The 24,542-nt window shown below is 67.8% G+C and carries 17 protein-coding genes; 12 read left to right on the top strand and 5 right to left on the bottom strand.

The window, feature by feature from the left end:
* Positions 1–20: 20 nt before the first annotated feature.
* Both E0H45_RS22335 and E0H45_RS22330 read right to left on the bottom strand, forming a co-directional pair.
* The gene (locus tag E0H45_RS22335) at positions 21–560 is read right to left on the bottom strand and encodes a dihydrofolate reductase family protein (protein WP_131340192.1); all 540 of its coding nucleotides are present in this window, start codon (positions 558–560) and stop codon (positions 21–23) included.
* 12 nt (positions 561–572) lie between these two features.
* On the bottom strand, positions 573–1,136 hold the full coding sequence (locus E0H45_RS22330; RefSeq protein WP_238155148.1) for an NADPH-dependent FMN reductase: 564 nt from the start codon (positions 1,134–1,136) through the stop codon (positions 573–575).
* A gap of 92 nt (positions 1,137–1,228) precedes the next feature.
* Here E0H45_RS22330 and E0H45_RS22325 point away from each other — a divergent pair, with 92 nt between their 5' ends.
* Together E0H45_RS22325 and E0H45_RS22320 are read left to right on the top strand one after the other, a co-directional pair.
* A complete protein-coding gene (locus tag E0H45_RS22325; protein WP_131340188.1) occupies positions 1,229–4,255 on the top strand; it encodes an AfsR/SARP family transcriptional regulator in 3,027 nt (1,008 codons plus the stop codon).
* Between the two features lie 71 nt (positions 4,256–4,326).
* Positions 4,327–5,841 (top strand): LLM class flavin-dependent oxidoreductase, encoded by a 1,515-nt coding sequence (locus E0H45_RS22320; protein ID WP_131340186.1) that lies wholly within the window; start codon positions 4,327–4,329, stop codon positions 5,839–5,841.
* Between the two features lie 22 nt (positions 5,842–5,863).
* On the opposite strand, the gene E0H45_RS22315 is transcribed toward E0H45_RS22320, so the two are convergent.
* Positions 5,864–6,490: a DUF6308 family protein gene (locus E0H45_RS22315; protein ID WP_131340184.1), complete on the bottom strand. Its 627-nt coding sequence runs from the start codon at positions 6,488–6,490 to the stop codon at positions 5,864–5,866.
* A gap of 214 nt (positions 6,491–6,704) precedes the next feature.
* Between E0H45_RS22315 and E0H45_RS22310 the strand changes: the two genes are divergently transcribed.
* From E0H45_RS22310 to E0H45_RS22295, 5 genes are all read left to right on the top strand, one after another.
* Entirely contained in the window at positions 6,705–10,820 is a 4,116-nt protein-coding gene (locus tag E0H45_RS22310; protein ID WP_131340183.1) for a DUF6531 domain-containing protein, read from the top strand.
* A complete protein-coding gene (locus tag E0H45_RS22305) occupies positions 10,817–11,242 on the top strand; it encodes a barstar family protein (RefSeq protein ID WP_131340181.1) in 426 nt (141 codons plus the stop codon). The genes E0H45_RS22310 and E0H45_RS22305 overlap by 4 nt, the downstream gene beginning before the upstream one ends.
* A gap of 21 nt (positions 11,243–11,263) precedes the next feature.
* On the top strand, positions 11,264–11,743 hold the full coding sequence (locus tag E0H45_RS43960; protein WP_475009179.1) for a MafI2 family immunity protein: 480 nt from the start codon (positions 11,264–11,266) through the stop codon (positions 11,741–11,743).
* Positions 11,744–11,841: 98 nt separating this feature from the next.
* Positions 11,842–12,462, top strand: a complete 621-nt coding sequence (locus E0H45_RS22300; protein WP_131340179.1) for a DUF4291 domain-containing protein — start codon at positions 11,842–11,844, stop codon at positions 12,460–12,462.
* A gap of 347 nt (positions 12,463–12,809) precedes the next feature.
* Entirely contained in the window at positions 12,810–13,379 is a 570-nt protein-coding gene (locus E0H45_RS22295; protein ID WP_131340177.1) for a LysE family transporter, read from the top strand.
* Between the two features lie 73 nt (positions 13,380–13,452).
* On the opposite strand, the gene E0H45_RS22290 is transcribed toward E0H45_RS22295, so the two are convergent.
* The gene (locus tag E0H45_RS22290) at positions 13,453–16,941 is read right to left on the bottom strand and encodes a UvrD-helicase domain-containing protein (protein WP_131340175.1); all 3,489 of its coding nucleotides are present in this window, start codon (positions 16,939–16,941) and stop codon (positions 13,453–13,455) included.
* Positions 16,934–20,005, bottom strand: coding sequence for a PD-(D/E)XK nuclease family protein (locus E0H45_RS22285; RefSeq protein WP_131340173.1), 3,072 nt, complete (start codon positions 20,003–20,005; stop codon positions 16,934–16,936). The genes E0H45_RS22290 and E0H45_RS22285 overlap by 8 nt, the downstream gene beginning before the upstream one ends.
* 121 nt (positions 20,006–20,126) lie before the next feature.
* Here E0H45_RS22285 and E0H45_RS22280 point away from each other — a divergent pair, with 121 nt between their 5' ends.
* From E0H45_RS22280 to E0H45_RS22260, 5 genes are all read left to right on the top strand, one after another.
* Positions 20,127–20,336, top strand: a complete 210-nt coding sequence (locus E0H45_RS22280; protein ID WP_130388993.1) for a hypothetical protein — start codon at positions 20,127–20,129, stop codon at positions 20,334–20,336.
* Between the two features lie 7 nt (positions 20,337–20,343).
* The gene (locus E0H45_RS22275; protein WP_131340171.1) at positions 20,344–20,739 is read left to right on the top strand and encodes a VOC family protein; all 396 of its coding nucleotides are present in this window, start codon (positions 20,344–20,346) and stop codon (positions 20,737–20,739) included.
* Between the two features lie 106 nt (positions 20,740–20,845).
* Positions 20,846–23,578, top strand: a complete 2,733-nt coding sequence (locus tag E0H45_RS22270) for an FtsK/SpoIIIE domain-containing protein (protein WP_238155146.1) — start codon at positions 20,846–20,848, stop codon at positions 23,576–23,578.
* Entirely contained in the window at positions 23,575–24,252 is a 678-nt protein-coding gene (locus E0H45_RS22265; protein WP_131340167.1) for a MerR family transcriptional regulator, read from the top strand. The genes E0H45_RS22270 and E0H45_RS22265 overlap by 4 nt, the downstream gene beginning before the upstream one ends.
* Positions 24,253–24,270: 18 nt before the next feature.
* The gene (locus E0H45_RS22260) at positions 24,271–24,531 is read left to right on the top strand and encodes a hypothetical protein (protein ID WP_130388988.1); all 261 of its coding nucleotides are present in this window, start codon (positions 24,271–24,273) and stop codon (positions 24,529–24,531) included.
* Positions 24,532–24,542: the final 11 nt, after the last annotated feature.

The following is a 24,542-nucleotide window of genomic DNA, read 5'->3' as shown; positions in this document are numbered from 1 at the left end:
ACGTACCGGCCGCAGATGGGTCAGGCCTTCGGTGCGAGCTTGTGGACGACGATGCCGGACTTGAAGGTCGTCGTGCCGAGCAGCTCGAGGTGGGTGATGTCGATGCCGGTGCCCTGGAACATGGTTGCGCCCTCGGCGACCACCGGGAAGATCCAGAAGTGGTACTCGTCGACGAGCTTGTTCTCCAGCAGCGTCTTCGAGAACGACCCGGTGCCGTACTTGATCAGGTCGCCGCCCTCGGACTCCTTGAGCTTGCGGACGGCCTCGGCCGCGTCGCCCTCGAGCGGCTGTGCGTTCCACTTCCACTCGGTGACCGTGCGGGACGCGACCCACTTCGGCATCGCGTTGAAGATGTCGGCGAACGGGTCGCCGGCCCGTGACAGCCACGCGTCCGCGAAGCCCTCGTAGGTGAGCCGGCCGAGCACCTGTCCCTCGACGCCTTCCATCAGCGACTGGTTGTAGGCCATGTGCTCCTCGTCCCAGTACGGCGGGCTCCAGTTCTGCGGCTCGTCGATGACGCCGTTCAGGGTGACGAACGTGGATTCGATCAGCTTCCTCATGGGTCTTTCCTCTCAGGGTTGGTACGGACGCTTCGTGCGCGCGTCCTGAAGCGCTTCGGCCCACCAGACCAGCTGGTCGAGCATGAGTTTGGCGGTTGCCTCGTAGCCGGCGGAAGACCGTGGCCAGCCGCCATCGGCGGTGAACTGCTCCCAGTAGCAGGGCAGTGCGACGGTATTGCGAATCGTGATCGCTTGGAGTTCTGTGAAGACCTGCCGCAGTTGCGCGGTGGCGTGGCAGCCGCCGCTCTCCCGGCCGTAGCTGACGATCGCTACCGGCTTGGCGTGCCACTCCTCGTAGTACCAGTCCAGTGCGGTCTTCAGCGTGGCCGGAAAGCTGCAGTTGATCTCCGGCGTGACAATGGCGAACGCATCCGCGGCTGCCAGCCTGCTGCTCAGTACGGCGACCTCTTGCGGTGTCTCGTCGTCCGCGTCGGGCAGCGTGGTCGGCAGGTTCGCAGCTGCCAGGTCGACCAGGTCGACCTCGAACTGCTTGGCTGCCTGCTCTGCGAGCCAGTGCGCCACGGTCGGTCCGAACCGGCCTCGCCGGGTGCTGCCGATGATCACTGCCAGTCGCATCTGCATCCTCCTTCCGTCTGACACAGACTCTGCTGGAACGGGTTTACGGTTTCTTTCCGGTCCTTTCTGGCAGACCGGAATAAGGTGCCGTCATGCGCTTCGGGGTACTGGGACCAGTGACGGCGTGGACGGACGCGGGGACGCCCGTGGTCATCCAGGGGCTCAAGGTGCGTGCGCTGCTGGCAGACCTGCTGGTGCACGAGGGCCGACCTGTGCCCGCGGACCGACTCATCGACGACCTCTGGGGATCGGAACTGCCCGGTAACCCGTCCGGGACGCTGTCCGCGAAGGTTTCTCAACTACGGCGGGCTTTTGAGGACGCAGAGCCCGGCAGCCGCTCGCTGGTGCAGTCCGGTCCGGCCGGCTACTCGCTGGTGGTTTCTGCTGGGACGTACGACGCTCTGCAGTTCGGTGAACTGCTGTCCGCCGGCTCGGTCGACGAGGCGCTGGTGTTGTGGCGCGGTCCCGCGTACGCCGACTTTGCGGACGACGCGTTTGTCGAGACAGCTGTAGCCCGGCTGACCGACCTGCGGCTCACTGCTCTCGAACAGGCCGATCTACCTGTCGTGGACCTCGCCGGGTTCGTGAAGGCGCACCCGCTGCGTGAGGGGCTCCGTGCGGCGCACATGAAGGCGCTCTACCGTTCCGGAAGGCAGTCCGAGGCACTCGAGAGTTTTGATGAGCTACGGCAGCTGCTGTTGGAGGACCTCGGTCTGGATCCCAGCCCGGAGCTGGTGGCGCTGCAGCAGTCGATCCTCGCTCAGGAGCTGCCGCACGCACGGAGCAACCTTCCCGCTCAGCTGACTGAGTTGATCGGTCGCACCGATGCGTTGGCCGACATAGGTGCCTGTTTGGGCACATCACGGTTAGTCACGCTGACTGGTCCGGGAGGCGTCGGCAAGACTCGCCTGGCGCTGGCGGCCGCGGCTGATGTTGCCGACCGGTTCGCGGACGGTGTCGTGCTGGTCGAGCTGGCTGCCGTGACTCCTGACGCGTTGTCGGTCGCCAACTCGCTCACTGACGCAGTGCAGGCTGCTCTGGACCTCCGCGACACCGAGGGCACACCTGTGGTCGATCGGTTGGCGTCAGTGATGGGTTCCCGGCTGCTGGTGCTGGACAACTGCGAACAGATTGTCGAGGAGGTCGCCGCACTGACGGACCGCTTGCTGGCCACGGCTCCGGGTCTACGGGTGCTGGCAACGAGCCGCGAGCCGCTGGGCCTGGCTGGTGAAGTGGTGTGGAGTGTTCCGCCCTTGTCGGTGCCGCCTGTGTCGGCGGGCGTTGAGGAGGTTGGCGAGTGCAGTGCGGCGCAGCTGTTCGTGACACGTGCGGCGGCCGCGTCACGTGGCTTCGCCCTGACGGACGAGACCGTTGCTGATGTCGCCGTACTGTGCAGGCGGCTGGACGGGATCCCGCTCGCGTTGGAGCTCGCTGCGACGCGAGTACGAGCGCTCGGCGTACGTGGGCTCGTAGCACGGCTGGACGACCGCTTCCGGTTGCTGGCGACAGGGCACCGCGGTGCTGCGCCACGACAGCAGACATTGCACGCGATGATCGACTGGAGCTGGGAGCTGCTTGCCCCTTCGGAGCAATCAGTACTGCGGCAGCTCGCCGTACATGCGGATGGCTGTACGGCGGACGCTGCGGCGGCTGTGTGCGGTGAGGACGACGTACTGGATGTGCTGGTGCGGTTGGTCGACCGGTCGCTCGTCGTACCGGTCGATGGCGGTCGCTTCCGGTTGCTCGAGTCAGTGGCGGCGTACTGCGTCGAGAAGCTGCGGGTGTCGGGTGAGCTGGAGTCGTCTCGTCAGCGGCACCTGTCCTACTACGTGTCGCTGGCTGAGGCGGCGCGGCCGGGGCTGTTCGGTGACGAGCAGAGTAGGTGGCTGCAGTTGCTGGACGAGGACTCCGCCAACTTCCGGACCGCACTGGATCGTGCGGTGACCACGGGACAGCTGGACCTCGCTGAACGGCTTGTGGATGCGCTGTCCTGGTACTGGTTCCTGCGTGGTCGGCATGTGGAGGCCATGCGGTCTCTGGACACTGTGCAGGGGTCTGCTCGGGCTGGGGTGTGGCGGGCCGGGTTCATGTACCTGCTCGGGCACCCTGACGCTCCCGCGGAGCGGGACCGTTGGCTGGACAGCGCCGATGCCATGGGGCTGTGGTGGATCGCCCATGCCGCCAGCGATGTCGGTGACCTCTCAGCATGCCTGTCGATGCTCGACCAAGCCCTGAAGACCTTCGAGGCCGACGGGAACCAGTGGGGCGTGGCGGCCGTGCTGGCTGCGCGCGCGAAGCATGCGCATGTACGGGCGGATCTGCCGGCCTTGTACGACGACGCGTGTCAGAGCATCGCGATTTTCCGGTCGCTGGGGGACAGGTGGGGTGTGCTGCAGGCGACGGGCTGGTTCGGGGCGCACGCCGAGCTTGTCGGTGACTTCGACGAGGCGGAGCGGCTGCACCTCGAAGGCGCCGCGGCTGCGGAGGAGATCGGGCTGTGGCCTGAGGTCGCCAACGCGTTGGGCATGCTCGGGTGGACGGCGATCCGGAGAGGACACTACGAGTCGGCCCGGGCGTACGGTGAGCGTGCGCTGCGGCTGGCGACCGAGCAAGGGCAACGCGCGTCGCAGGCCCTCGCGGAGTTGGTACTCGGCTTCGCGGCCCGTCGTACTGGCGCTTTGGACGAGGCCTCGGAGCGGTTGCAGGCGTTGATCGACGCCGCCCGCTTGCAGACGGAATCGGTGCTGTATCTGTCGATCGTCCTGGAGGAGCTCGGGTTCGTCAGGGAGCTCCAGGGCCGGCCGGGCGATGCGTTGGAGCTGCACATGGAGGCCTTCCGGGTCTCGGAGGAGTTCGACTCGCTGCGCGGCATGTGCTGGGCGCTGGAGGGGATCGCGGGCTCGCACCCGGACAAGACCCTCGCTGCGACCCTGCTGGGGAGCTCGGCCGCGACGCGGGCCACCGAGAGCTATCTGTTGGCCTCGACCGAGGCGGAGGATCTCGCCCGGGCGGTCGCTGCGGCCTCGGGTGCGCTGGGTCCGGATGCGTATCAGGCGGCGTACAGGCGCGGCGAAGGTTTGAGTCCGGCCGAGGCGTTCGGGTTGCTCGTCCGGCAGTAGATGTTCTGTAGTTGAGATTATTCGTCTATCGAAGTAGTTTTGCTCCCGAACCCACTTCGAGAAGGTGAATCATGGATTACGGCCACGAGCTGGTCTTCGGCACGTTCCTGACCCCCGCGGTCGACACCCCGGACCGCGTGATCGCGATGGCCCAGCTGACCGAGCAGGTCGGCCTGGACCTGGTGAGCTTCCAGGACCATCCGTACCAGCCGCGGCTGATGGACGCGTGGACGCTGCTGTCCGTCGTCGCAGCCCAGACCGAGCGGGTGAAGGTCACCACCAACGTCGCCAACCTGCCGCTCCGGCACCCGGTCGTCCTGGCGCGCAGCGTCGCGACGCTGGACCTGATCACCGGCGGGCGGGTCGAGCTCGGCCTGGGCGCCGGAGGGTTCCTCGACGCGGTCGCAGCGAACGGCGGGCCGCGGCTGACCACCGGACAGAGCATTGCCGCGCTGGAAGAGGCCATCGCGATCATGCGCGAGGTCTGGACACCTGGTGGCGGTGGCATCCGGCTGGCCGGCAAGCACTACACGGTGTCCGGTGCGAAGCGCGGTCCGGCGCCGGCGCATGACGTGTCGATCTGGCTGGGTGCGTACAAGCCGCGGATGCTCGCACTCACCGGACGGCTGGCAGACGGCTGGCTGCCGAGCAGTGGGTACGCCGGACCGGATGAGCTGGCCGCGATGAACAAGGCCATCGACGAGGCCGCTGTGGAGGCCGGGCGGGACCCTGCTGCGGTACGGCGGCTGTACAACATCTCCGGTGCCTTCAGTGGCGGTGGCGGGTTCCTGCAGGGGCCTGAGGAGCTGTGGATCGACCAGCTGACCGAGCTGACGCTGGGGGAGGGGATGAGCACCTACATCCTTGCCTCTGACAACCCGGACGACATCCGCCGGTTCGCTGAGGTGGCGGCCGGTGTGCGCGAGGCCGTTGCGGTGGCTCGGTCGGGCGCTGTCGTTGCGCCTCGGTCCGCTGCGGTGGTGTCAGGTGGGTTCAGCGTCGTACCGACTCCACCTCCTGCTGTACGACGTAGCGACGTACAGCTGCTGGATGAGTCGGCGCGGCCGACCGGTCCGGCGCAGGACCCGTCCCGGACCTACACGCCGTACCAGCTGCAGTCAGGTCAGCATCTGATCGACGTACACGACCACCTGCGTGCTGAGCTCGACCAGGTGCGTGATCTGGTCGAGCAGGTCGCGGCCGGGACGCTGGGGGTTGGTGCGGCGCGGTCGCACATCAACACGATGACGATGCGGCAGAACAACTGGACGCTCGGGACGTACTGCGAGTCGTACTGCCGGCTCGTGACGACGCACCACTCACTCGAGGACGCCTCGCTGTTTCCGCACCTACGTCGCGCCGACCCTGCCCTGGTGCCGGTCGTGGACCGGCTGCAGGAGGAGCACAAGGTCATTCACGACGTACTGGAAGGTGTCGACAAAGCGCTGGTCGCGCTTGTTGACGGCTCAGGTGATATCGACGGTCTGCGAGCGGCCGTTGATCTGCTGGACGACACGTTGCTGTCGCACCTGTCCTACGAGGAACGTGAACTGGTCGAGCCGTTGGCGCGACTCGGCGTTCTGTAGGTCCTACTACTTCGCCTCGGTTCTACTTCGCCTCGCCCAGCAGGGAGGCGAGGATGTCGAGGAGGCGGAGCGTCGGCACCTCGCCGAGCAGACGGGCGGCGCTGGTCGCCGGCTCCGCGGTCAGGCGGACCTGCAGCAGCTTGAAGTCACGGACGTTGGCCGGGTTCACCAGGTCCTCGCGGACTGCCTTGAGGAACTCGGCTCCGGCCGACGCCGAGCCGTAGGTCATCCGGATGAAGCTGTCGGTCACCGGGTACAGGTACGGCCGCTTCAGGTGCAGCAGCTTCGACTTCTTCGCGTGCCCGAACCCGCGGTGGCCGGTGAACTTGTCGTCCAGCGCCATCGCCGCCTCGAACAGTTCACTCCCCGGCGCCGCGTCCTCGAGGCGCGCGTCCACCGGAATCGCCGCGAGCTCCTTCTCGGCTTCCACCTCGAGCAGCCACGGGATGTCCAGCACCCGCAGGTCGGCGCCGATCACCATGATCCTGCCCAGGTCCTCGAACGTCACCTGGTTCGGGTCGGAGCCACCGACGGTAGTCATACCCGGCAGCCCGTCGTAGTACTGCAGCACGGCGCCGTTCGTCTCGGCGTACAGCCGCAGTTGCGCGATCGCCTCGTCGACGACGATCTTCCGGGTACCGATGTTCATGAGCCACACCCTCACACTTGTGGTGGCAGACCCGCCAGCGGGCGGACCATCATTCGAACGTTCCTCACCTGTTTCCGCAGATCGTAGCGACTCCGCGGCCCCCCGCACGCCAAAGTCACTGCCCGTTATCCACAACCTGTAACCATCCGCTCTTTTCGCAGGCCAATCTCCGTAAACTCTCTGTCACAAGGCCACGACTGAGCGGAGGCGAACTATGCGGAACAGGCTTGTTGCGCTCGTCCTCGCGGTCCTGCTCCTGCCCTTCACACCGGTCGCGTACGCAGCGAAGCCGGACGAGTATCCGTGTCTACATCCGGACATGACCGTCTCTGCGAACGGTGAAGTCCTGAGCACCGGCACCGAGATCGCCCTCGACGGCGGCATGGCTCATGCGGGCACCGGGCTCACCTTCACCTTCCAGGCCCGGACGTTCAACCTGACGATCGACCTCTGCTACCTCCGGATCACCGACACCCGCACGTGGCAGGTCAACCACTGGCCCTGCGAGAACGTGCCCAAGCCGAAGCCGGCGCGGACCCAGTCGCTGAGCTGGTCGGTCTTCGTGCCACTCGACTGCAAGTTCGTCGGCTCGCCGAACCTGCTGAGCGTCTCCTTGACGAATGGCAAGGGTTCGGCGTCCGCCTCGGTGATGATCTACGCCGGTGCGCCCGGGTTCGTGCTCCCGGACAAACAGGCGCGGGCGTTCTTCGGGCCGTTCGCCATGCAGTCCGATCCCGTCAACTCCCTGACAGGCGCGCTGGCCGCGGTCGAGACGGACGCTTCGGTGACGGCGCTCGGCGTACCACTCGCGGTGACGCGGACGTACAACTCGAACGACGGATCCACCGGCACGCTCGGTGCCGGGTGGCGGGCGTCGTACTCGGACCGCCTCGAGCTATCGCCGGCCGGCGCGCGGTACCTGGCGTCCGATGGGCGGGAGATCGGGTTCACGCGTCGCGGGACTGGGTTCGCCGTGGAGCCGGGGGCCGCGCGGTTCACGCTGGCACGGTCGGGGTCGACGTACCTGCTGACGAGTGTCGACCAGGTGCGGATGCAGTTCTCGGCGGCCGGTGATCTACAGGCGATCCGGGATCGCAACGGTCAAGGGGTGACGATCGGGCGGGTCTCGGGGCGGGTGCAGGCGGTCGCGAACGGGCGGCGGTCGCTGTCGTACGACTACAACGAGCAGGGGCAGATCGCGTCGGTGCGGTTGTCGGGGCCGGGCGTTGCGCCGCGGACGGTGCGGTACGAGTACGCCGACGGTCGGTTGGTCGGGGTGACGTCGCCGGGTGGGATTCGCACGCGGTACGAGTACTCCGGTGGGCGGCTGACGTCGGAGACGGTGGGGGATGCGGCCAAGCCGGCGTACGTGACGGAGTACGACGCCGACGGGCGGGTCGTCGCGCAAACCGATGGCAAGGGCGGTCGGTCGACGTGGTCGTGGGAGACCGAGGGCATTCGCGGTACGTCGACGATGACCGACCCGACGGGCGGGAAGTGGATCAACGAGTACGAGCGGAACTGGCTGATCCGCCAAACAGATCCGACCGGCGCCACGGCCACGTTCCATTACGATGCCAAGGGCAACCTCATCCGGGTGTTCGACAGCCTGGGGCATGGCGCCCGGCACGAGTACGACGCTCTCGGCCGCGTTGTCGCCTCGACCGACGCGGTCGGTGGTGTGACCCGACGTACCTACAACACCCGCAACGACGTCGTCGCGACGGTGGATCCGCTCGGGCGGCGGACGACCTACACCTATGACGTCCGCGGGAACCTGATTGGTACGGTGTACGCCGGTCGCACCTCGTCGGTGAGCTACGACGCACGTGGGCTTGTCACCGCGTCTCGCGATGCTTTGGGTCGTGTTGTGCGGTACGCGTATTCCGCCGACGGTGATCTGACGACAGTCACGGACCCGTTGCGTCAGGTGACCCGCCTCGAGTACGACGGCTGGGGGCGGCCGATCAAGACGACCTCACCGCGCGGTGCCGTCAGCACGGTCTCCTACAACGACGACGACCAGCCGCTCTCGCAGCATGGGCCGCTTGATGTCTCCACGAGCCAGACGTACGACGGGCAAGGTCGCGTATCCACGCTCGTCGACGCCCGCGGCGGCACGACCAAGCTGCGCTACGACGACGCCGGCGCAGTGGTCGGCGTCACCAGACCGTCGTTGCCCGAGGCCACCACGACCTTCGACGCATCCGGCCGGGTCACGGGGATCGTCGACGCCAGCGGCCGTTCGCAGACCTTCACGTACGACGGCGCGGGCCGGACAACTGAGGCGACGTACGGCGGTCGCACCTGGAAGTTCGCGTACGACAAGGCCGGCCGCCTGATCCGCACCACATTGCCCTCAGGCAAGACGGCGTCCTTTGTTTTGGATGCGCGCGGTGCGCCGCTGCGGATCTCGTACTCCGACAAGACACCCACGGTCAGCTACACGTGGGACGCCGCAGGCCGTCGTACGTCGATGACCGACGGCCTGGGCCTCACCCGCTTCGGATACGACGCTTTCGACCAGCTCACGTCAGCTGGTGCCGTGTCCTACCGCTGGGATGCCGTCGGCAACCTCACCGGACGGACGGCAGCCGGCCACGCCGAGTCGTACACCTGGGACGCCGGCAACCGTCTGACCTCCGCGGCAGCTGATGGCAAACCTCTGGCCTCGTATCGCTACGACGCTGCCCGCGGCACGATCACCACGACCCAACCGGGCGGGCTGATCAAGACCGAGCAGTTGGACGTCCGCGGCCGCACCACGTCCCTAACCGTCGCCCAGAACGGGCGCCCGCTACGCAAGACGACCTCCGTGTACGACGCCGCCGACAACATCACCCGCTCCGACGACTCCGTCGCCGGCAAGTCGTCGTACACGTACGACCCTCTGAACCGCCTGACTGCAGCCTGCTACGGCGTTGACCAGTGCACAGACGAGGCAAGCGACTACATCCGCTACGACTACGACGCCAACGGCAACCGCACCTGGGAGAAGCGCCCGACGAGCAGCACCTGGTCCCTCTACGGCCCCGCCAACGAACTCCAGGCCTCGCTCACCACCCCCGCCAACTACCCACTCGACGTACCAACCACCCGCGCCTACACCTACGACCCCGACGGCAACCGAACCTCCGACGGCACCACCACCTACACCTGGTCCGCCGCCGGCAAACCCACCACCTCCACGACCGCCGGCGCCACGACGACCTACACCCACACCGGCGACGGCCGCCGAGCCACCTCCACTACAGGCCCCCAAACCACCCGCTACCTCTGGGACCCCCTCTCACCCCAAATCCTCAACACCACAGAAGGGTCACGACCGACCCGCTACCTGTATGGCTCCGGACTCCTCGCACAACAGACCCCGAGTACGTGGACTCCCCTCACCACCGCCCCGAACGGTTCAGTTCTCACGGCAACGGCCGCCAAGCCCGCTCAACAAAACTACGAGCCTTACGGCCTGACCCGAGCCGGCCCGTCAGCGCCGCCCACCCCGACCAAGCCAACCACCCAGCAGACACCCGGCTACATCGGCGGCCTCCAACTCCCGTCCGGCAACTACCTCCTGGGCCAACGCGAGTACAACCCCACCACCGGCACCTTCCTCACCACAGACCAAGCCGGCTCCGCCAACCCCTACGCCTACACCAGCGGCAACCCCCTCAAAACCACCGACCTACAGGGCCTAGACGACATCGAGGGCACCCTCACCGACGTCTCCCACATCTCCGGTTACATCTCCGTAGCCGCCCTAACGGGAGCCGTAGTCTGCACAGTCGCCCGAGCCTGCGCCCCCGCAATCCCCATCTTCCTCCAAATCTCCTCAGCCACCGGCGTAATCTCCGCCGGCGCCTCCGGCATCCTCGACTCCCAAGCCTGCGTACTCAAGGGAAACTGTTCCCAACTAGTAGCCGACGTAGCAGTCGGCCTCGTATCAAGCCGCTTCCCCGCGCTCGGCAGGGCCAGAAGCAATAGTCTTGCTCGGTCAATGGGGCAGACGTCGAGCGGCAATGTTCTAACTACATATGGCATTCCGGACGAATCGCTCGCTGTGATGAAGAGTATTCGCAAGGATGGTGTTATCGTGCAAGGGGAGATCCTCGGTCCGGCTGTACCGAAGATATTCAAGAACGACGGGAGGAACGGCGGCGCGATTTTACCCCGTACCGGGCGTGATGGTTCGCCAGTCACATATCGCGAGTGGGGAACGGTTCCGTCGGCTGCGAATCCCAAGCCTGGGGGAGAGCGGATCGTGACTGGATCTGATGGCTCCGTTTACTATTCGCCTGACCATTATCGAACATTCATAGGGTGGACGGAATGATCGACTTCACCAGTCCTGGTGGTCCGTGGGTTCATGAGGTCGAACAGGCGACCGTGAATCAGTTACTGGCTCCGATCGAGTCTGCGGATGGAATGGTCACGCGCTTCGACGGGCGGCGGATGAGGACGCTCGACGCGCTCTTTCAGGAATACGTGAGGGAATTTATGTTGCCGGAGTATTTCGGATGGAACTGGCCGGCGTTCGACGAGTGTATGACTGACCTGGAGTGGATGCCTGCGAAGCGGTATCTCACGATCGTCGACCACGCGGGCGAGGTGTTGAAGGAGGACCTCGGAGAACTACCGACGTACCTCCGTCAGATGGAGGACATCGGCCGACACTGGTCGCGAGCCTTTGCTCTAGGTCCGGACTGGGGTGGAGGCGAGGTGCCGTACCACACCGTGCTCGTTCGTGCCGACTAGACCTGATCGAATTCGAACCAGATGACTGATGAGCGTCGCATCGCAGGAGATGCCGAGGTGACAACAGACTCTGCCGCGTTCCGGACCGAAGTTCTGTTGTCCGTCCAGCGCGCTCTGTGGGATCTGGTCACGCCGAATCTCAGAACTGTGGCAGTCCGACCGATCTCCCCGGTCATCGAGGCAAGGTTCATCTACGAGGCAGTAGGCGACGATGAGCGCCTGTTGGCGGCCGAGGCTGAGGCCTATGTCGTTGCCGACTTCTCGCCTCCCGTCGATGTCTGGTTCGAGGCTGTGGTTGTGCCGACCTTCCAGTCGCGGGAACTGTTGGCCGGCCGGCGACGGTGCGGTCGCGACGTACGAGCCGGAGGTTGCTGTCATCCTCGGGGAGTCGTGAGCTGGCCTGCGGTGGGCGAGGGGAGTTGGCGGTTCGTGGTCGACCGGTGCGTTGGATGCGTTGGTCGGGCTCGGATGGCGGGTTGTTTCAGTAGTGGCGGGTTGTAGGGCGCTAGTGGTGCAACAAGCCGTCAGCGGTTCGGCGAGGCGGCGGTTGAGGTGTGCGTAGGGGCGTCGGCGGACCTTGGGGTCTTTAGGGTTGGGGGATGGAGGCTGGGGTGTTGCGGCAGGTTCGGGTGTTGTATGACGGGGCGTCGGTGGCTGTGTATCAGGCGTATTCGGCGGAGATCGCGGAGCCTGCCTTGCGGGCGGGGACGTTTGTGGAGCCGTTTGGGATGGGGCGGATGACTTGGATCAAGCCGTCGTTCTTGTGGATGGCTTATCGGTCGGGGTGGGGGACGAAGCCGGGGCAGACTCGGGTGTTGCGGGTTCACATCTCGCGTGAAGGGTTCGAGTGGGCGTTGGGGCGTGGGGTGCTTTCGCATTACGAGGCGGGGTTTCATGAGTCCGAGGCGGCTTGGAAGGCGTCGTTGACTGGGGCGCCGGTGCGGATTCAGTGGGATCCGGAGCAGACGGTGACGCTCACGCCGCAGCCTCGGGTGCGGTCGATCCAGATCGGGTTGTCGGGCGATGCGGTACGGCGGTATGTGAACGAGTGGATCGTTCGGCTGGAGGATGTCACCGCGGAGATGCAACGCGTGCGGGATCTCGCTCAGGTGTCGCGGAGTACGGCTGAGGCGGAGCTGCCCGCGGAGCGGCCATACCCGATCAGCGAGGAGCTGGCAGCCAAGGTCGCTGCGACTCCGGGAGCCCACCTGGCGGGCTGATGCGTTGGCCTGGTGGAGTCTGGTTACGACCGAAGGGCTGGAGGGCATGGCGATGATTGCTGGGTACCATCTCGTTCTGGCTAGTTCGGTTGGTGAGCGGGACGGCCTGGGGCTGGAGCTTACGCGGAGCTTGTTGGGGCGGCGACTGGTAATTGGGTTGAGGGGGTCGGGGTGGGTGCTCATGATGGGGGCATGACTACGACGACCTTTGGAGTGTTGCTGGTGGGAGCTTTGGCCTTGGTGGCTGGGGTTCTGCAGCAGCAGGTTGGTCGTGGGTGGGGGTCGATCTCCGGTCAGTTGTGATCGGGGTTGTGGTCGCGGGGCTTTTGGCTGGGTATGGGGTTGCTATGCCGGTCGGGCCTGTCGGGACCTATTTGGTGGCGTTAACGGCGCGGAGTTCGTTGCGGGTCGGGGCGTTTGCGGCGTTGGGGGTTGCTTCGGCCGACGGCGGGTACGCGGCGGTGGCTGCGGGTGCCGGGTCGGTCTTGGCTCCGTTGTTGGTGCCGGTTGTCGGGCCGTTGCGGTGGGCATCGGTTGTGGTGCTGATCGGGCTCGCGGTGATGGGGGCGGCCAAGGCGGTACGGCGGTATCGCGAGCGGCGGATCGTTGCGCTGCAGCAGGAGACGCCGGTCGGCGCGTGGGCGGCGTACTTCGGGATGCTTGGGATGACGATGCTGAACCCGTGGACGGTGATCTACTTCGCGGCGCTCGTGCTTGGTGGGTCGGGTGTCGCGGGACTTGGCGAGCGGATCGTGTTCGTGGTGGCGGCGTTTGTGGCGTCGGCGAGTTGGCAGCTGTTGCTTGCGGGCGGTGGCGCGTTGCTCGGGCGGTTGCTCACCGGGCCGCTGGGGCGACTGGTGACTGCGTTGGCGTCGGCTGCGGTGATCGTCGTGCTGGCCGTTCGGATCGTTGCCTAGGGCACCAGCGATTGCCTAGAGCACCGGCGATTGCCTGAACGGGCCAGCGATTGCCTGGACGGCCAGGGTTTGCCTAGGGGACCTGGTGTTCGATGGCTCCGCTGGGGTTCAGGAACAGGAGGATGGGCGGGGCCGTGTTCGGGAGGATCTCGGCGTACGCGTGGAGCTGGGGTGCGTAGTACGCGACTCGGCTGTCCAGGGCGGCGGCGGGGATGGCGTCGGTTTTGTAGTCGACGATGGTGAGGCGGCCGTCGTCCTCGCGGTAGATGAGGTCGACGAAACCTTCGAGGACAGTGCCGTCGGGTTGGACCGTGCCGACGTACGACTCGCGCCAGTGCTCGCGGGCGGCGGCCCGTTTCACCACGTCGGACGCGAGCGCCGAACGGACGAGTGCGGTGACTACGTCGGCGTACTCGAGGACGCCTTCGGCCAGGCACTGTGTCGATACGGCGGCTTCGAGGCCGGCGCCGGTGGAGAGGTCGACGACCTGGAGTACGGCGTGCACGGCGCGGCCGATCGCGGTGCCGTAGCGACCCTTGGACCACGGTGGGAGCTCGAGGTCGCGGGCGCCCTTCGCGGTTCCGGGGTCGATGGCGGCAAAGACCTCGTCGTCGACGGGCAGCTCGGCGGTTGGGGCGGACTGCGCTATGAGGGCGAGTTCCGGGCCGGTGCCTTCCAGGCCTGAGGCCGACTGAGCCGAGCGGGCACGGCTTGCGGCCTGGGCGGCGGCGGCTCGGGACTCCCACTCGGTGCGGGAGATCGGTGGGGTGACGTCAGGGCTGCCGGTCGGCTCGCGGTCAGGGACCGGCGGGCCTGTGAAGAGTGTGGCGTGCGGTGCGTCGACGCCGCCGGCGGTCGCGAGGAGTTCGGCGTTGCTCGTGTGGCGGCGGTTGCCGGAGCGGTGCAATGAAACGACCAAGTGATCGCGGGCGCGCGTCGCAGCGACGTAGAGGAGCCGGCGGCGCTCGTAGTCGTCCATCTGTTCGTCGACGGGTTGGACGAGGTCGAAGTCCTCGGTTTGGACCGACGCCTTGAGCTTCACCGCGTAGCCGCCGGGAAGCGGCCACAGGACCTGGACGCCGCGCTGGCGGTTCGGGGAGGCGGTCATGCCGGAGAGGATGACGATCGGGAACTCGAGGCCCTTCGCGGCATGGATTGTCATCACCCGGACCGCGTCGGCGTCGGTCTCGGGGAGGACGGCCTCGGCGACGCGGGACGTCTCCTCGCCCTGGTGGGCGGCCCAGGCGAGGTAGGAGCGGAGGCCGCCGTGCTCGACCTCGGACCAGGCGCGGGCCTGGTCGACGACGAACCTGATCCGGCGCCAGGCGTCGCGGGCGCGGGGGCCGATCGCGGCGACTTCCAGCATGCGGCGGTCGGCGACGATCTTCGCGAGGACCTCGCTGGGGGTGAGCCAGCGGGCCGCGTAGTACGTCCGGCGGAGCCACTCCATCGCCTCGCCGATCGGGTGCGTGAGCAGCTGGTCGGGCACCGGGGCGGTCAGCGTGAACGTGCCGCCGTTGCGCTTCCAGGTGTAGAGATCGTCGTCGCCGCAGCCGAACAGTGGCGAGCGGAGGGTGGTGACGAGGGCGAGTTGGTCGCTCGGATCGCCCAGCGCGCGGGCGCAGGCGAGCAGGTCACGGACCTCGGCGGTCTGGTAGACGAGGGAGCTGGCTTCCGCGCGGTACGGGATGTCGGCGCGGTCGAGGGCGTCTTCCAGGAACGGGAGCGAGGTACGAGCCGGCACGAGTACGGCGATGTCGCCGGCCTCCGCGGGGCGCCAGGCTTCCGCGCGGTCGTCGTACACCAGCCAGCCCTCGCGGAGCGCTTCCTCGATGACAGAGGCGACGTCGGTGGCTTCGCGTTCGCGGAGGACGGAGGCTTGCGCGCGCGGCAGGTCGTCGTGCGGGGTGGCGCCGAGGATCGTGACGGCGGGGCCGGCCGATGGGTCCTCGGGCTCGTCCGGCGGTGGCTCGAGCAGTACGTCGGCGCCGCGCCGACGGAACGGGAGGACGGCCGCGAGGTCGCTGACCTGCTCCTCCGAGTCCGCGGACGTGTCGAAGAGGGTGGGTTCGTCGAACATCGAGAGTTGGTCGCCCTTGACGGGTGCGTCGGGCGGCGGGGCGCTGGGGGCAGTGCGCGAGGTCGCCAGGCCGGCGGAGGTTGGGTTGGTGCGATGGGGGGAGAGGGACTGGTACGACGGCTGGGCGGACTCGTGGGCCTGGATGAGCGTTGCGAAGACGGTGTTGATCCAGCTCAGGATCGGCGGCACCGTGCGGAAGTTCGTCGTGAGGGCGACGGTTTCGCCCAGTAGCTGCTGCGCCGTCAGGTACGTCGCGATGTTGGCGCGCCTGAACCGGTAGATGGACTGCTTCGGGTCCCCGACCACGAACAGCCGCCCCTCCGGGACCTCGACGTCGTGCCAGTCGGTGGCGTCCGCCTCGGCGCCACCGGCGATCCGCACTGCGAGCTCGATCTGGATCGGGTCGGTGTCCTGGAACTCGTCGAGCAGCAACCGCTCGAAGCGCTCCTGGAGATCCGCGCGTACCTCGGGGTCGCGCCGCAGCAGATCGCGCGCGAGCACGAGCAGATCGTGGAACTCCAGCCGTCCTTCGGCGCGCCGGAGCTCGGCCGACTCCAGCACCCGCTCCGCGATCCAGTGCGAAAGATGCCGGAGGCAAGCGTCGAGGAGCAGCTCGACGAGCGATCCGGCGACCTCGACGACCTCGGTGCAGTCCGCGCGGACCTTGGCGATGTCCGGCCAGTTCTCCTTGCGCCCGATCCTGCCTACCTTCAGGCTCCGGAACGTCTGCAACAGTGCGAGCTGGGTCTCCTGATCGGACGCCGCGTCCAGCGTCAGACCGAGCTCGCGGATCTGCTGGACCTTCGGCAGCAGCCGGTCCTCGGGGTCCAGGCAGGTCTCGGCCGCGGTGCCGATCTGCGCGGCCGCGGCGATCAGGCCGCTGAGATCCGGCATCGCGACCAGCTCCGGTGGCTCGACCAGAACCCGATCCGCGATCAGGTCCCAGTCGTTGCCGAACAGGCGGGCGAGCGATCGGAGATGCTTCAGCTCCACGCCGACCGCCATCGCGAGCAGCAGCGGCTCGGCGATCGAGTCGTCGTCGAGGAGTTGCTGCTGCAGCTCGGCCCAGCGTTCCTCGAAGGCGACCGACGAGCCGACCTCGTCGAGTACGTCGATGAGCGGCGGCAGCCCGGCCTCGATCGGGTGCGCAAGCAGGATCTGCTGCGCGAACGCATGCAGCGTGCCGATCGACGCGGAGTCCAGATCGTCCAGCGCAGCGTCGGCGAGCTGCCGGTCCTCGCTCTTCCGCGCCCTCTCGAACTCGACCCGCAGCCGGTCCCGAAGCTCCGCTCCTGCCTTCTCGGTGAACGTCACGGCAGCGATCGTTCGCAGCGGTACGCCGTCCCGCAGCACCAGCGTGCTGACCCGCTCGACCAGCGCATGGGTCTTCCCGGACCCGGCGCCTGCTTCGACGAAGAGGGTGGTGTCGGTGTCCGAGCGGATCCGGTCCCGAGCGGCCCCGTCGAGCAACAGCTCACTCATCGACGACCTCCAGAGCAGTCGGGTCGATGAGCCGCACCAGCCGTTCGAGCACCGGGTCGTGGCGTTTGCGGTCCCAACGCGCCCGGACCTCGCTGTGGCCGAGGCTGTCGGGGTTGCAGTACGGGCACTGGACCCACAGGAAGTCCGGCACCTCGGGAGCCTTCGGCGGGAAGTGCCCGGCCGCGATCGACGACACGATCACGTCGAGCGTGTCGACGTACCGGGCCTCGACCTCGGGGGTCAGCGGGACCGGGATCCGTTTGCCGCCGCGCCGGACGAACCAGTACGACGCCTCGACCGGAGTGGACTGTTCGCCCAGCCGCGCGCGGGCCGCGTACGCGTACACGGGCAACTGCAGCTTCGTCCCACCCGCGACCGGATCCGCCTCGATGCCCTCGTACCGCGAGAAGCCGCCGGTCTTCACGTCCGTCACGTAGATGGTGCCGTCCGCCCCGACGTCCACCTTGTCGGCGGATCCGCGCAGCAGCACCCGCCCGGACGGCACCGGGATCTGCACCGGAGGCTCGCCGTCGAACCCGAACGTCAGCTCACTCGCCACAACCTTCGCGTCACGACCCGCCCGCCAGCGATCGTCGTCGGTGAGTAGCACCATCAGGTCGCCGAGGATCCGTAACCGCTCGCGCTGCCACAGCCGGGGATGCCCGGTCAGGCCCTCCGCCTCGAACTGCTCCGCGAGGTCCGCTCCGATCGCCAGCAGCAGCTTTCGCTGATCCTCCGTCCACGGCTCGCCGTACCCAGGCAGCGAACCGGCCAGTCGCGTCACGAACGCATCCAGGCTGTTGTGGATCAGGTTCCCGACCTGGATCGGTGAGATGACGAGCAGATCCTCGGGCGCTTCCAACGGCTCCACCTGCAGCAGCCGCTCGACGAAGTACGCGTGCGGACAGGTCGCATACGACTCCAGCGACGTCGGTGACGCAATCCGATCCTCTACAGCGAACTCGGGCAGCCCCGACACACCCGACAAATCCCCGTCGAAGCGCGTGAAGGCAGCGGAAGCACGCCCTCGCAGCAGCTCGCGGGCCCGCACGAGCACCCCGTCCTGAACCCACAGTCGCGCTGCCGCCGCACGCGTCTGCCACTCCTGCTCGGTCGCCGGCATCGTTGCTGTCGTCAACGAACCGGCGTACGACGCCGACGTCTGCAGCACCTCGCTGTACCGGTCCCATTGCGTCGCGGGCAACGCGTGATCACCTGTCAGCTCCCGCAACGACCCGAGCAGCCAGCGCGTCGGCAGTCGCCGCGACGACCGTCGCAGATCGCCGCGCGGGAACGACGCGACCACACGCGCACCGGCCGAGAACGCGACGAGCAGATGCCGCTGCTTCTCGTCGAGGCGATCCCGGAACGACGCCAACTCCGGCGCAGCCGCCTCACGCACCCGATGGGGGAGCAGCGCGTCCTCGTGGACCCGCCCCGGATACAGGTCTTCGGACAGACCGACGACGTACACGATGTCCGCCGACAATCCGACGCTCGCGGACAGCGGCGCGACCAGCACGCCTGTCCCGAACGTCCCGACCCGCGGCAGCGACTGCTGCAGTTCGAGATCGAGTACGTCGCGCAGCACCGCGAGACTCGCCGGCGTACCGAGCTCGTCGAGCGTGGACAGCCCCTTCAACGACCCCTCGACCGCGGCCGCGGCGTACTGCTCCTCGATGGGCAAGGACGAGTAGTCCCCGAGCAAATCGTGAAACAGCTGCAGCACACCTTCAGACAACGATGACCAGGTTTCAAGCTCCGCAAGAGCACTCAGCCGCGCCCGCAACGTCGACGCGAACGTATGCAGCCGCTCGGCCGTCGACGCGTTGTACTGCGCGCGCCGCACCGCGGCCGGCCGTGGATCCTCGGCCGCCTCCTCCTGGTCAGCGGTCCGTCGCTCCGACTGGGCATACCGCGCCAGTCGCGTGTCCCAGTCGTCTCCACGCACCACCCCGGCCACCCGCGACATCCGCTCCCACTGCGGGACCGGGATGCGTTCGCCGGTGAAGTCACGTGTCGGCGCATTCGCCAACGCGCGGAACACGTCCGCTCGCGGCAGATCCTGGTCGACGAGCGCGAGCACTTCGAGGAGCGTCCGCGCGATCGCGCGCTCGTGCACCGGACGCGTACCGGGACCGTTCACCTCGATGCGCGCGGCCGACAGCTGCTCGTGCAGCAGCCGTGCGTACGGCGAGGCTGCGGCGTACAGGACCGCGATCCGATGCGCCGGCGTGTGCTCCAGCGCCGAGACGACGTCCCGCACCACGCAATGCACCTCGTCGTCGGCATCGGACGCGTTGAGGATCTCGGTCGCGACCGGGTAGTTCTTCGAGATCGACGTCGGCAGATCGATCCCGATCCGTTCGAGCGATCGCCGGACGGCGCGGTCGGCACGGCGTACGTCGGTCAGTCCGACGATGACCGTGAGATCGGCGGCCGCTTCGCCGAGCGCGGCGACGAACGCGGCCTCGGACTGAGTCAGCTCTTGCGGGAGATACAAGACCAGAGCGCCCAGCTCATCGACTGTTGAAGGCGTGGCCGCGATCCGGGACGCGGCGGCGCGGAGCAGATCGGTCGCGTCGTACCAGTCCGCGGCCAGTTCGGCGGTGACGTGCCGATGCAGACGGACCAGATCGGGGCCGAGCGCGGACGCGTGCGCGACCTTGTCGAGCGCTGGTTCGGTGAGGTCGCGGAGCTCGCGATGGGCGGATGCAAGCGCTTGGATGGTCGAGGGGTGCTCGGCGACCTCGTCGAAGATGCCTGGCGCCTTCGCGAGCGCCGTACGCCAGGTGGCCGCCACGATCGGCCGGGTCGCGGGACGTCGCGGCGAAAGGAGCCCGGCGGCGACCTGCTCGGCCAGTCGCTCGAGGGTCGCCAGGTACAGACCACCGATCGAGGAGCGGGCGAGGTGGCGGCGGGCGATCACGCCGGCCAGGTTGTTCGGCAGGAGGAGGGTGACAGGGGTCATCGGATCGTCGGCCTTGAGCCGCGCGACGACGGCTTGCAGGCGCTCCAGAGCCGCGGCGCCGTACGCCGTGCTCTCGATCCGGGTGGTACTCACCACGAACCCCCGATCTATTGTCTGTCACCGAGACCGTAAACCCTCCCACGGACAGAAAGATGACCGGGCGCGAAACGCCAAGGTTTCTGCAGGGTCGGCGGCTGTCTCGCACACTAAAGAAATGACCAGGGAGACGAGGTTCGCACGGTTGGTGCTCGTGCTCGTCTTCGCGCCTGCCGGTGGATTGTTCGGCAAGGCCGTCGCCGAGGCCGCGCAGGTCCGGCCGTGGTGGCCGTGGCTGCTCGCCGCACTGGTCTGGCTGCTGCTTTCCGGCGCGATCGCGGCAGGAATCTCGACGGCCGTGTCGCACCATCACGCCGAGCACAGATAATGCTCCGATGGCTGCCGCGGTGCATCACATCGAGATCTGGGTCCCGGACCTGTCCCGGGCGGTAACGAGCTGGGGCTGGGTCCTCAACCGGCTGGGCTGGAAGGACGGTGACGGCTGGCCGGGCGGGATGACCTGGACCGCCCCGGACGGCTGTTACGTCGTCGTCGAGCAGAGCCCGGCGATGTCGGCCGCCGAGCACGACCGGATGCGTCCGGGGATGAACCACCTGGCGCTGAACGCGGCCGGCCGGGCCGAGGTCGACAGCATCGTCGCGGAAGCCGCCGAGCACGGCTGGACGCTGATGTTCGCCGACCGCCATCCGTATGCCGGCGGCCCGCAGCATTACGCCGCCTTCCTCTCCAACACCGACGGCTACGAGCTCGAGATCGTCGCTCCTGATTAGCAGGTGAGACTACTGATACCTGGAGTGACCACTGGGGCCACTGGTGTGACATGGTTACACCAGGCAATGAGTACGGTCGCGGGGCAAGTGTGGAAGGACGATGCTCGTGACGGAGAAGCCTGACGGGGGACCGGCCGCACCGGAGCTCCTGGAAGCGCGGATCCGCGGTTTGCAGCACGCGTTGGGGCAGTTGCTGGACAACGCACGGCGGCTGACGTACGGCGAGCATCAGCGCGCCGTGAAGCTGCATCGTCAACTGCAGGAGCAGACCGCCACCGCCCGGCGTGAGTCGCGGTCGCTGGTCGACGCGAAGACCGCCGAGGCGTTGTCCGACGCCGAGCCCAAAGCGCGGCTGCTCGCGGACCGGCTCGCACCGGGCCTGGCGTCGATCCCGCCGAACGACGCCCGCTGGCGTTCGCGTCAACTGGTCGGCGCAGGCGTCCCGGCATACGTGCGGGTCGGCGAGCTGGACGCCGGTACGCCGGTGGTCGCGCCGCTGCTCCGCACCAACGGCTGGAAGGTCACCGGCGACCGCAACGAGTCCGCGCGCCGTCTGCTGCAAAGCGTCGCGATGCGGCTCGTGGCGGCGGCTGAACCGTTCCGGCTCCGCATCGACGCGTTCGATCCGAAGCTGACCGGGATGATGGGGCTCCTCGGTCACCTGACCACCAAGTACCCGCAATTGGTGCCCAGGGCAACACACACCGCGGAGCAGCTGCACACCGTCCTGTCCGGCCTGGTCGACGTGTCGTCGCTGCGCGCGAGCCGGCAGGCGCAGCTCGGGCACGAGCGCTTCGAAGATCTCCTGAAGGAGACCGGACAGGTCACCGATCCCTACCGGATCGTCGTCCTGTTCGACTACCCGTTCGGGATCGACACGCTTGCTCAGCGGGACCTGCTCCGGCTGGCCGCGACCGCGGGTAAGCGTGGGATCTGCTTCCTGGTCCACTACGACGCGTCGACGGCGGCCGAGCTCGACGTCGACTCGAAACAGTTGCTCGATCTCCTCAATCCGGTGGCCATCGTCAACGACCGGGTCGAGGTCGCGCAGCTGCCGCCGGCCCGGCTCGATCCGCCGTTCGACGCGACCGTTGCCGCGGGCATCTGTGACGTGATCGCCGAGCAGGCGGAGATCGCCGTACTCCCGACCATCGACTTCGACAGGACGCTGCCGGACCGCTCGACCTGGTGGCAGCCGGTCAAAGACGAGGTCGGGACGGTCATCGGGTACGACGACCGCACGCCGGCGCTGGTGCGGTTGCGCAGCGGCAACCCGGCCCTGCCGCACGTGCTCGTCGGCGGCGCGGTCGGCCAGGGCAAGTCGAACCTCCTGCTCGTGCTGATCCACGGTCTCGCCGCGCGCTACTCCCCGGCCGACCTGGAGATGTACCTGCTCGACTTCAAGCACGGTGTCGAGTTCTCGGCGCTCGGGCCCGGTCCGGACCGGCCGCACTGGCTGCCGCAGATCCGCGTGCTCGGCGTCCATAGCGATCGCGCGTTCGGTCTCGCCGTACTGCGTCATCTGTCGGACGAGCTCGCGCGGCGCAGCGAGATCTTCAAGTCGCACGGCAATGTGGCGGACATCGCGGAGCTGCCTCCGGGTCCGGATCGGCCGCCGCGGATCCTCGTCGTATTGGACGAGTTCCAGGTGCTGCTCGAGGACGACGACGAGTTGGCGGACGAGGCGGCCAAGCTGCTCGAGCGGTTGGTCCGGCTGGGACGCGCGTACGGCGTTCACGTCGTACTGGCGACGCAGACGATCGAAGGCGTGAAGCGGCTGTCGACGCGGCGGGACTCGATCTTCGGACAGGTGCCGTACCGGATCGCGCTGAAAACGACGCCGGCCGATTCGCAGGCGATTCTGCGCAGCGGGAACACGGCGGCGGCCGAGCTGCAGTTCCGCGGTGAGGCGGTGCTGAACGCGAACTTCGGGTCGCCGGACGACAACCAGCACGTGCTCGTGAGCTACGCGGACAAGCTCGTGCTGGACTCGCTGCGGCGGGAGCTGTGGACGCGCGCGGGTACGGCGGTGCATCCGCCGCGGGTGTTCCATCTGGCCGAGCCGGCGCGGTTGACGGACACGGCAACGGCGGTGAAGCCCGAGTTGGGGCGGCCGTGGACCGGGTTGCCGATCGCGGTGACGGAGGAGCCGGTTTCCGTCGAGGTACGGCCGGAGCCCGGTGCCGGCGTACTCGTGCTGGGCGACAGTCCGCCGGATGCGCTCGGCGTACTGACCGGGCTGGCGGTGTCGACGGCCGCATCAGCTGTGGAACCGCCGCGGTTCCTCTTCGTGGACGGTACGGACTCGGCGCCTTCCGTTGCCGAGGGCAAGGATGCGCTGGTGCACGTGCTGCGGCAGCTCGGGTGCGAGGTCGAGACCGTGGACAAGCACGACGACATCGCGCCGCGACTGTTCGCGCTGCGGGACGCGATGCGGAACGGGGAGGCCGGCGGGACGTACCTGATCGGTTTCGGGTTCCACGGCGTACCGCGGATGCAGTTGCATGCCGAGGGGTTCTTCGAGAGCCCGGCGAACGCGTTGCAGGACATCGTGCGGGACGGGCCGGCGCAGGGCCTCACCACGTTCGGGTGGTGGAACCGGCTGCACGTGTGCACCGAGCAGCTCGGGTACGGGCGGGCGAACGTGGCGACCCACCTGTTCCTCCGGCACCCTCAGGACGGCGTACGCGCAGTGGCGGGTCCGCTGGTGCGATGGGCCTCCGAACCGCATCGGGCCTTGCTGTGGGACGGGCTGCATCCTGAGGCACAGGTCGTCGTACCGTTCGCCGCGCTGCGGTCGGACGAGGTAGATCGCGCGGTGGAGCTGGTACGTCGATGAAGACTGTGGAGCAGGAGTGGTCCGAGTACGTCCGCGCGCTGCGGACGGTCGCGATGGCGCGCGCCGACGCGCAGCAGGCACAGGACCGGGTGACGGCGCACAAGTCGAAGGCCGAGGCGACCGCGGCCGCCGAGGCTGATGCGATGGCCGAGCGAGGACGGAAGCTGCAGACGCGGCTGAACTCGCTCGCCGACAAGGCAGCGGAGAGTCTGCAGCGGGCCGGGCTCCCCGCGGAGGGGAAGCGGGCGAACCACTCGCTGCCAGAGATCCGCGCGCTCAACGACATCGAGACGGTCGCCGAGCGGATCACCAAGCAGCTCGCCGAGTCGGTCGACCAACTGGAGGAACTGCGGACGACGGCCCGGGCGCTCCAGGAGCAGCGCAAGCGGCGTACCATCAGCGCGGTCCTGGCGCTGGTCGGGTTCGTGCTGGTGTGGGTGCTCAGCGGATCGTTCCTGGCCGGTGTCGAGGCTGCGGCGATCGCCGCCGTCACGATGCTGGCCGCGTCGCGAGTGCTCGGACTGCCACGGCTGCCCGGCGCGCGCTGGTGGGGCTGGAGCGGTGCGGTGATCGTCGTCGTCGCGATGTCGGCCGGTCTGCCGTGGTGGCTCGGGATCGTGGTCCCGGTCGTCGTGGCGGGTACGGCGATCGTGCTGCCGAAGAAGCGCAACTAGATTTGGGAGTGGGTTGAGGTGTCCGACGTACTGCGGCTCAAGGAACAGCTGCACCAGGTCTCCATGGAGGCCAAGCAGGCAGCGGGTGGCCTGGCCGGGTTCAAGCTCCGGTTCACGCAGCACAGTCAGTTGGTGGAGAGCCTGATCGCGGGGACCGCCACCGGCATCGACCGCGACATCACCGAGATCCTGGAGGCCGCGAGCAAGGCCGTCGAACAGGCTGCCGAGGCGCTGGAGATCGCGTCCGCCGGCTGCAAGAACTACGCCGACCAGATCTGACGCTCGAGTCA

This window comes from Kribbella soli (genome assembly GCF_004331345.1).
GTDB classification, from domain to species: domain Bacteria; phylum Actinomycetota; class Actinomycetes; order Propionibacteriales; family Kribbellaceae; genus Kribbella; species Kribbella soli.
This window is presented reverse-complemented; position numbering and strand designations above follow the sequence as displayed.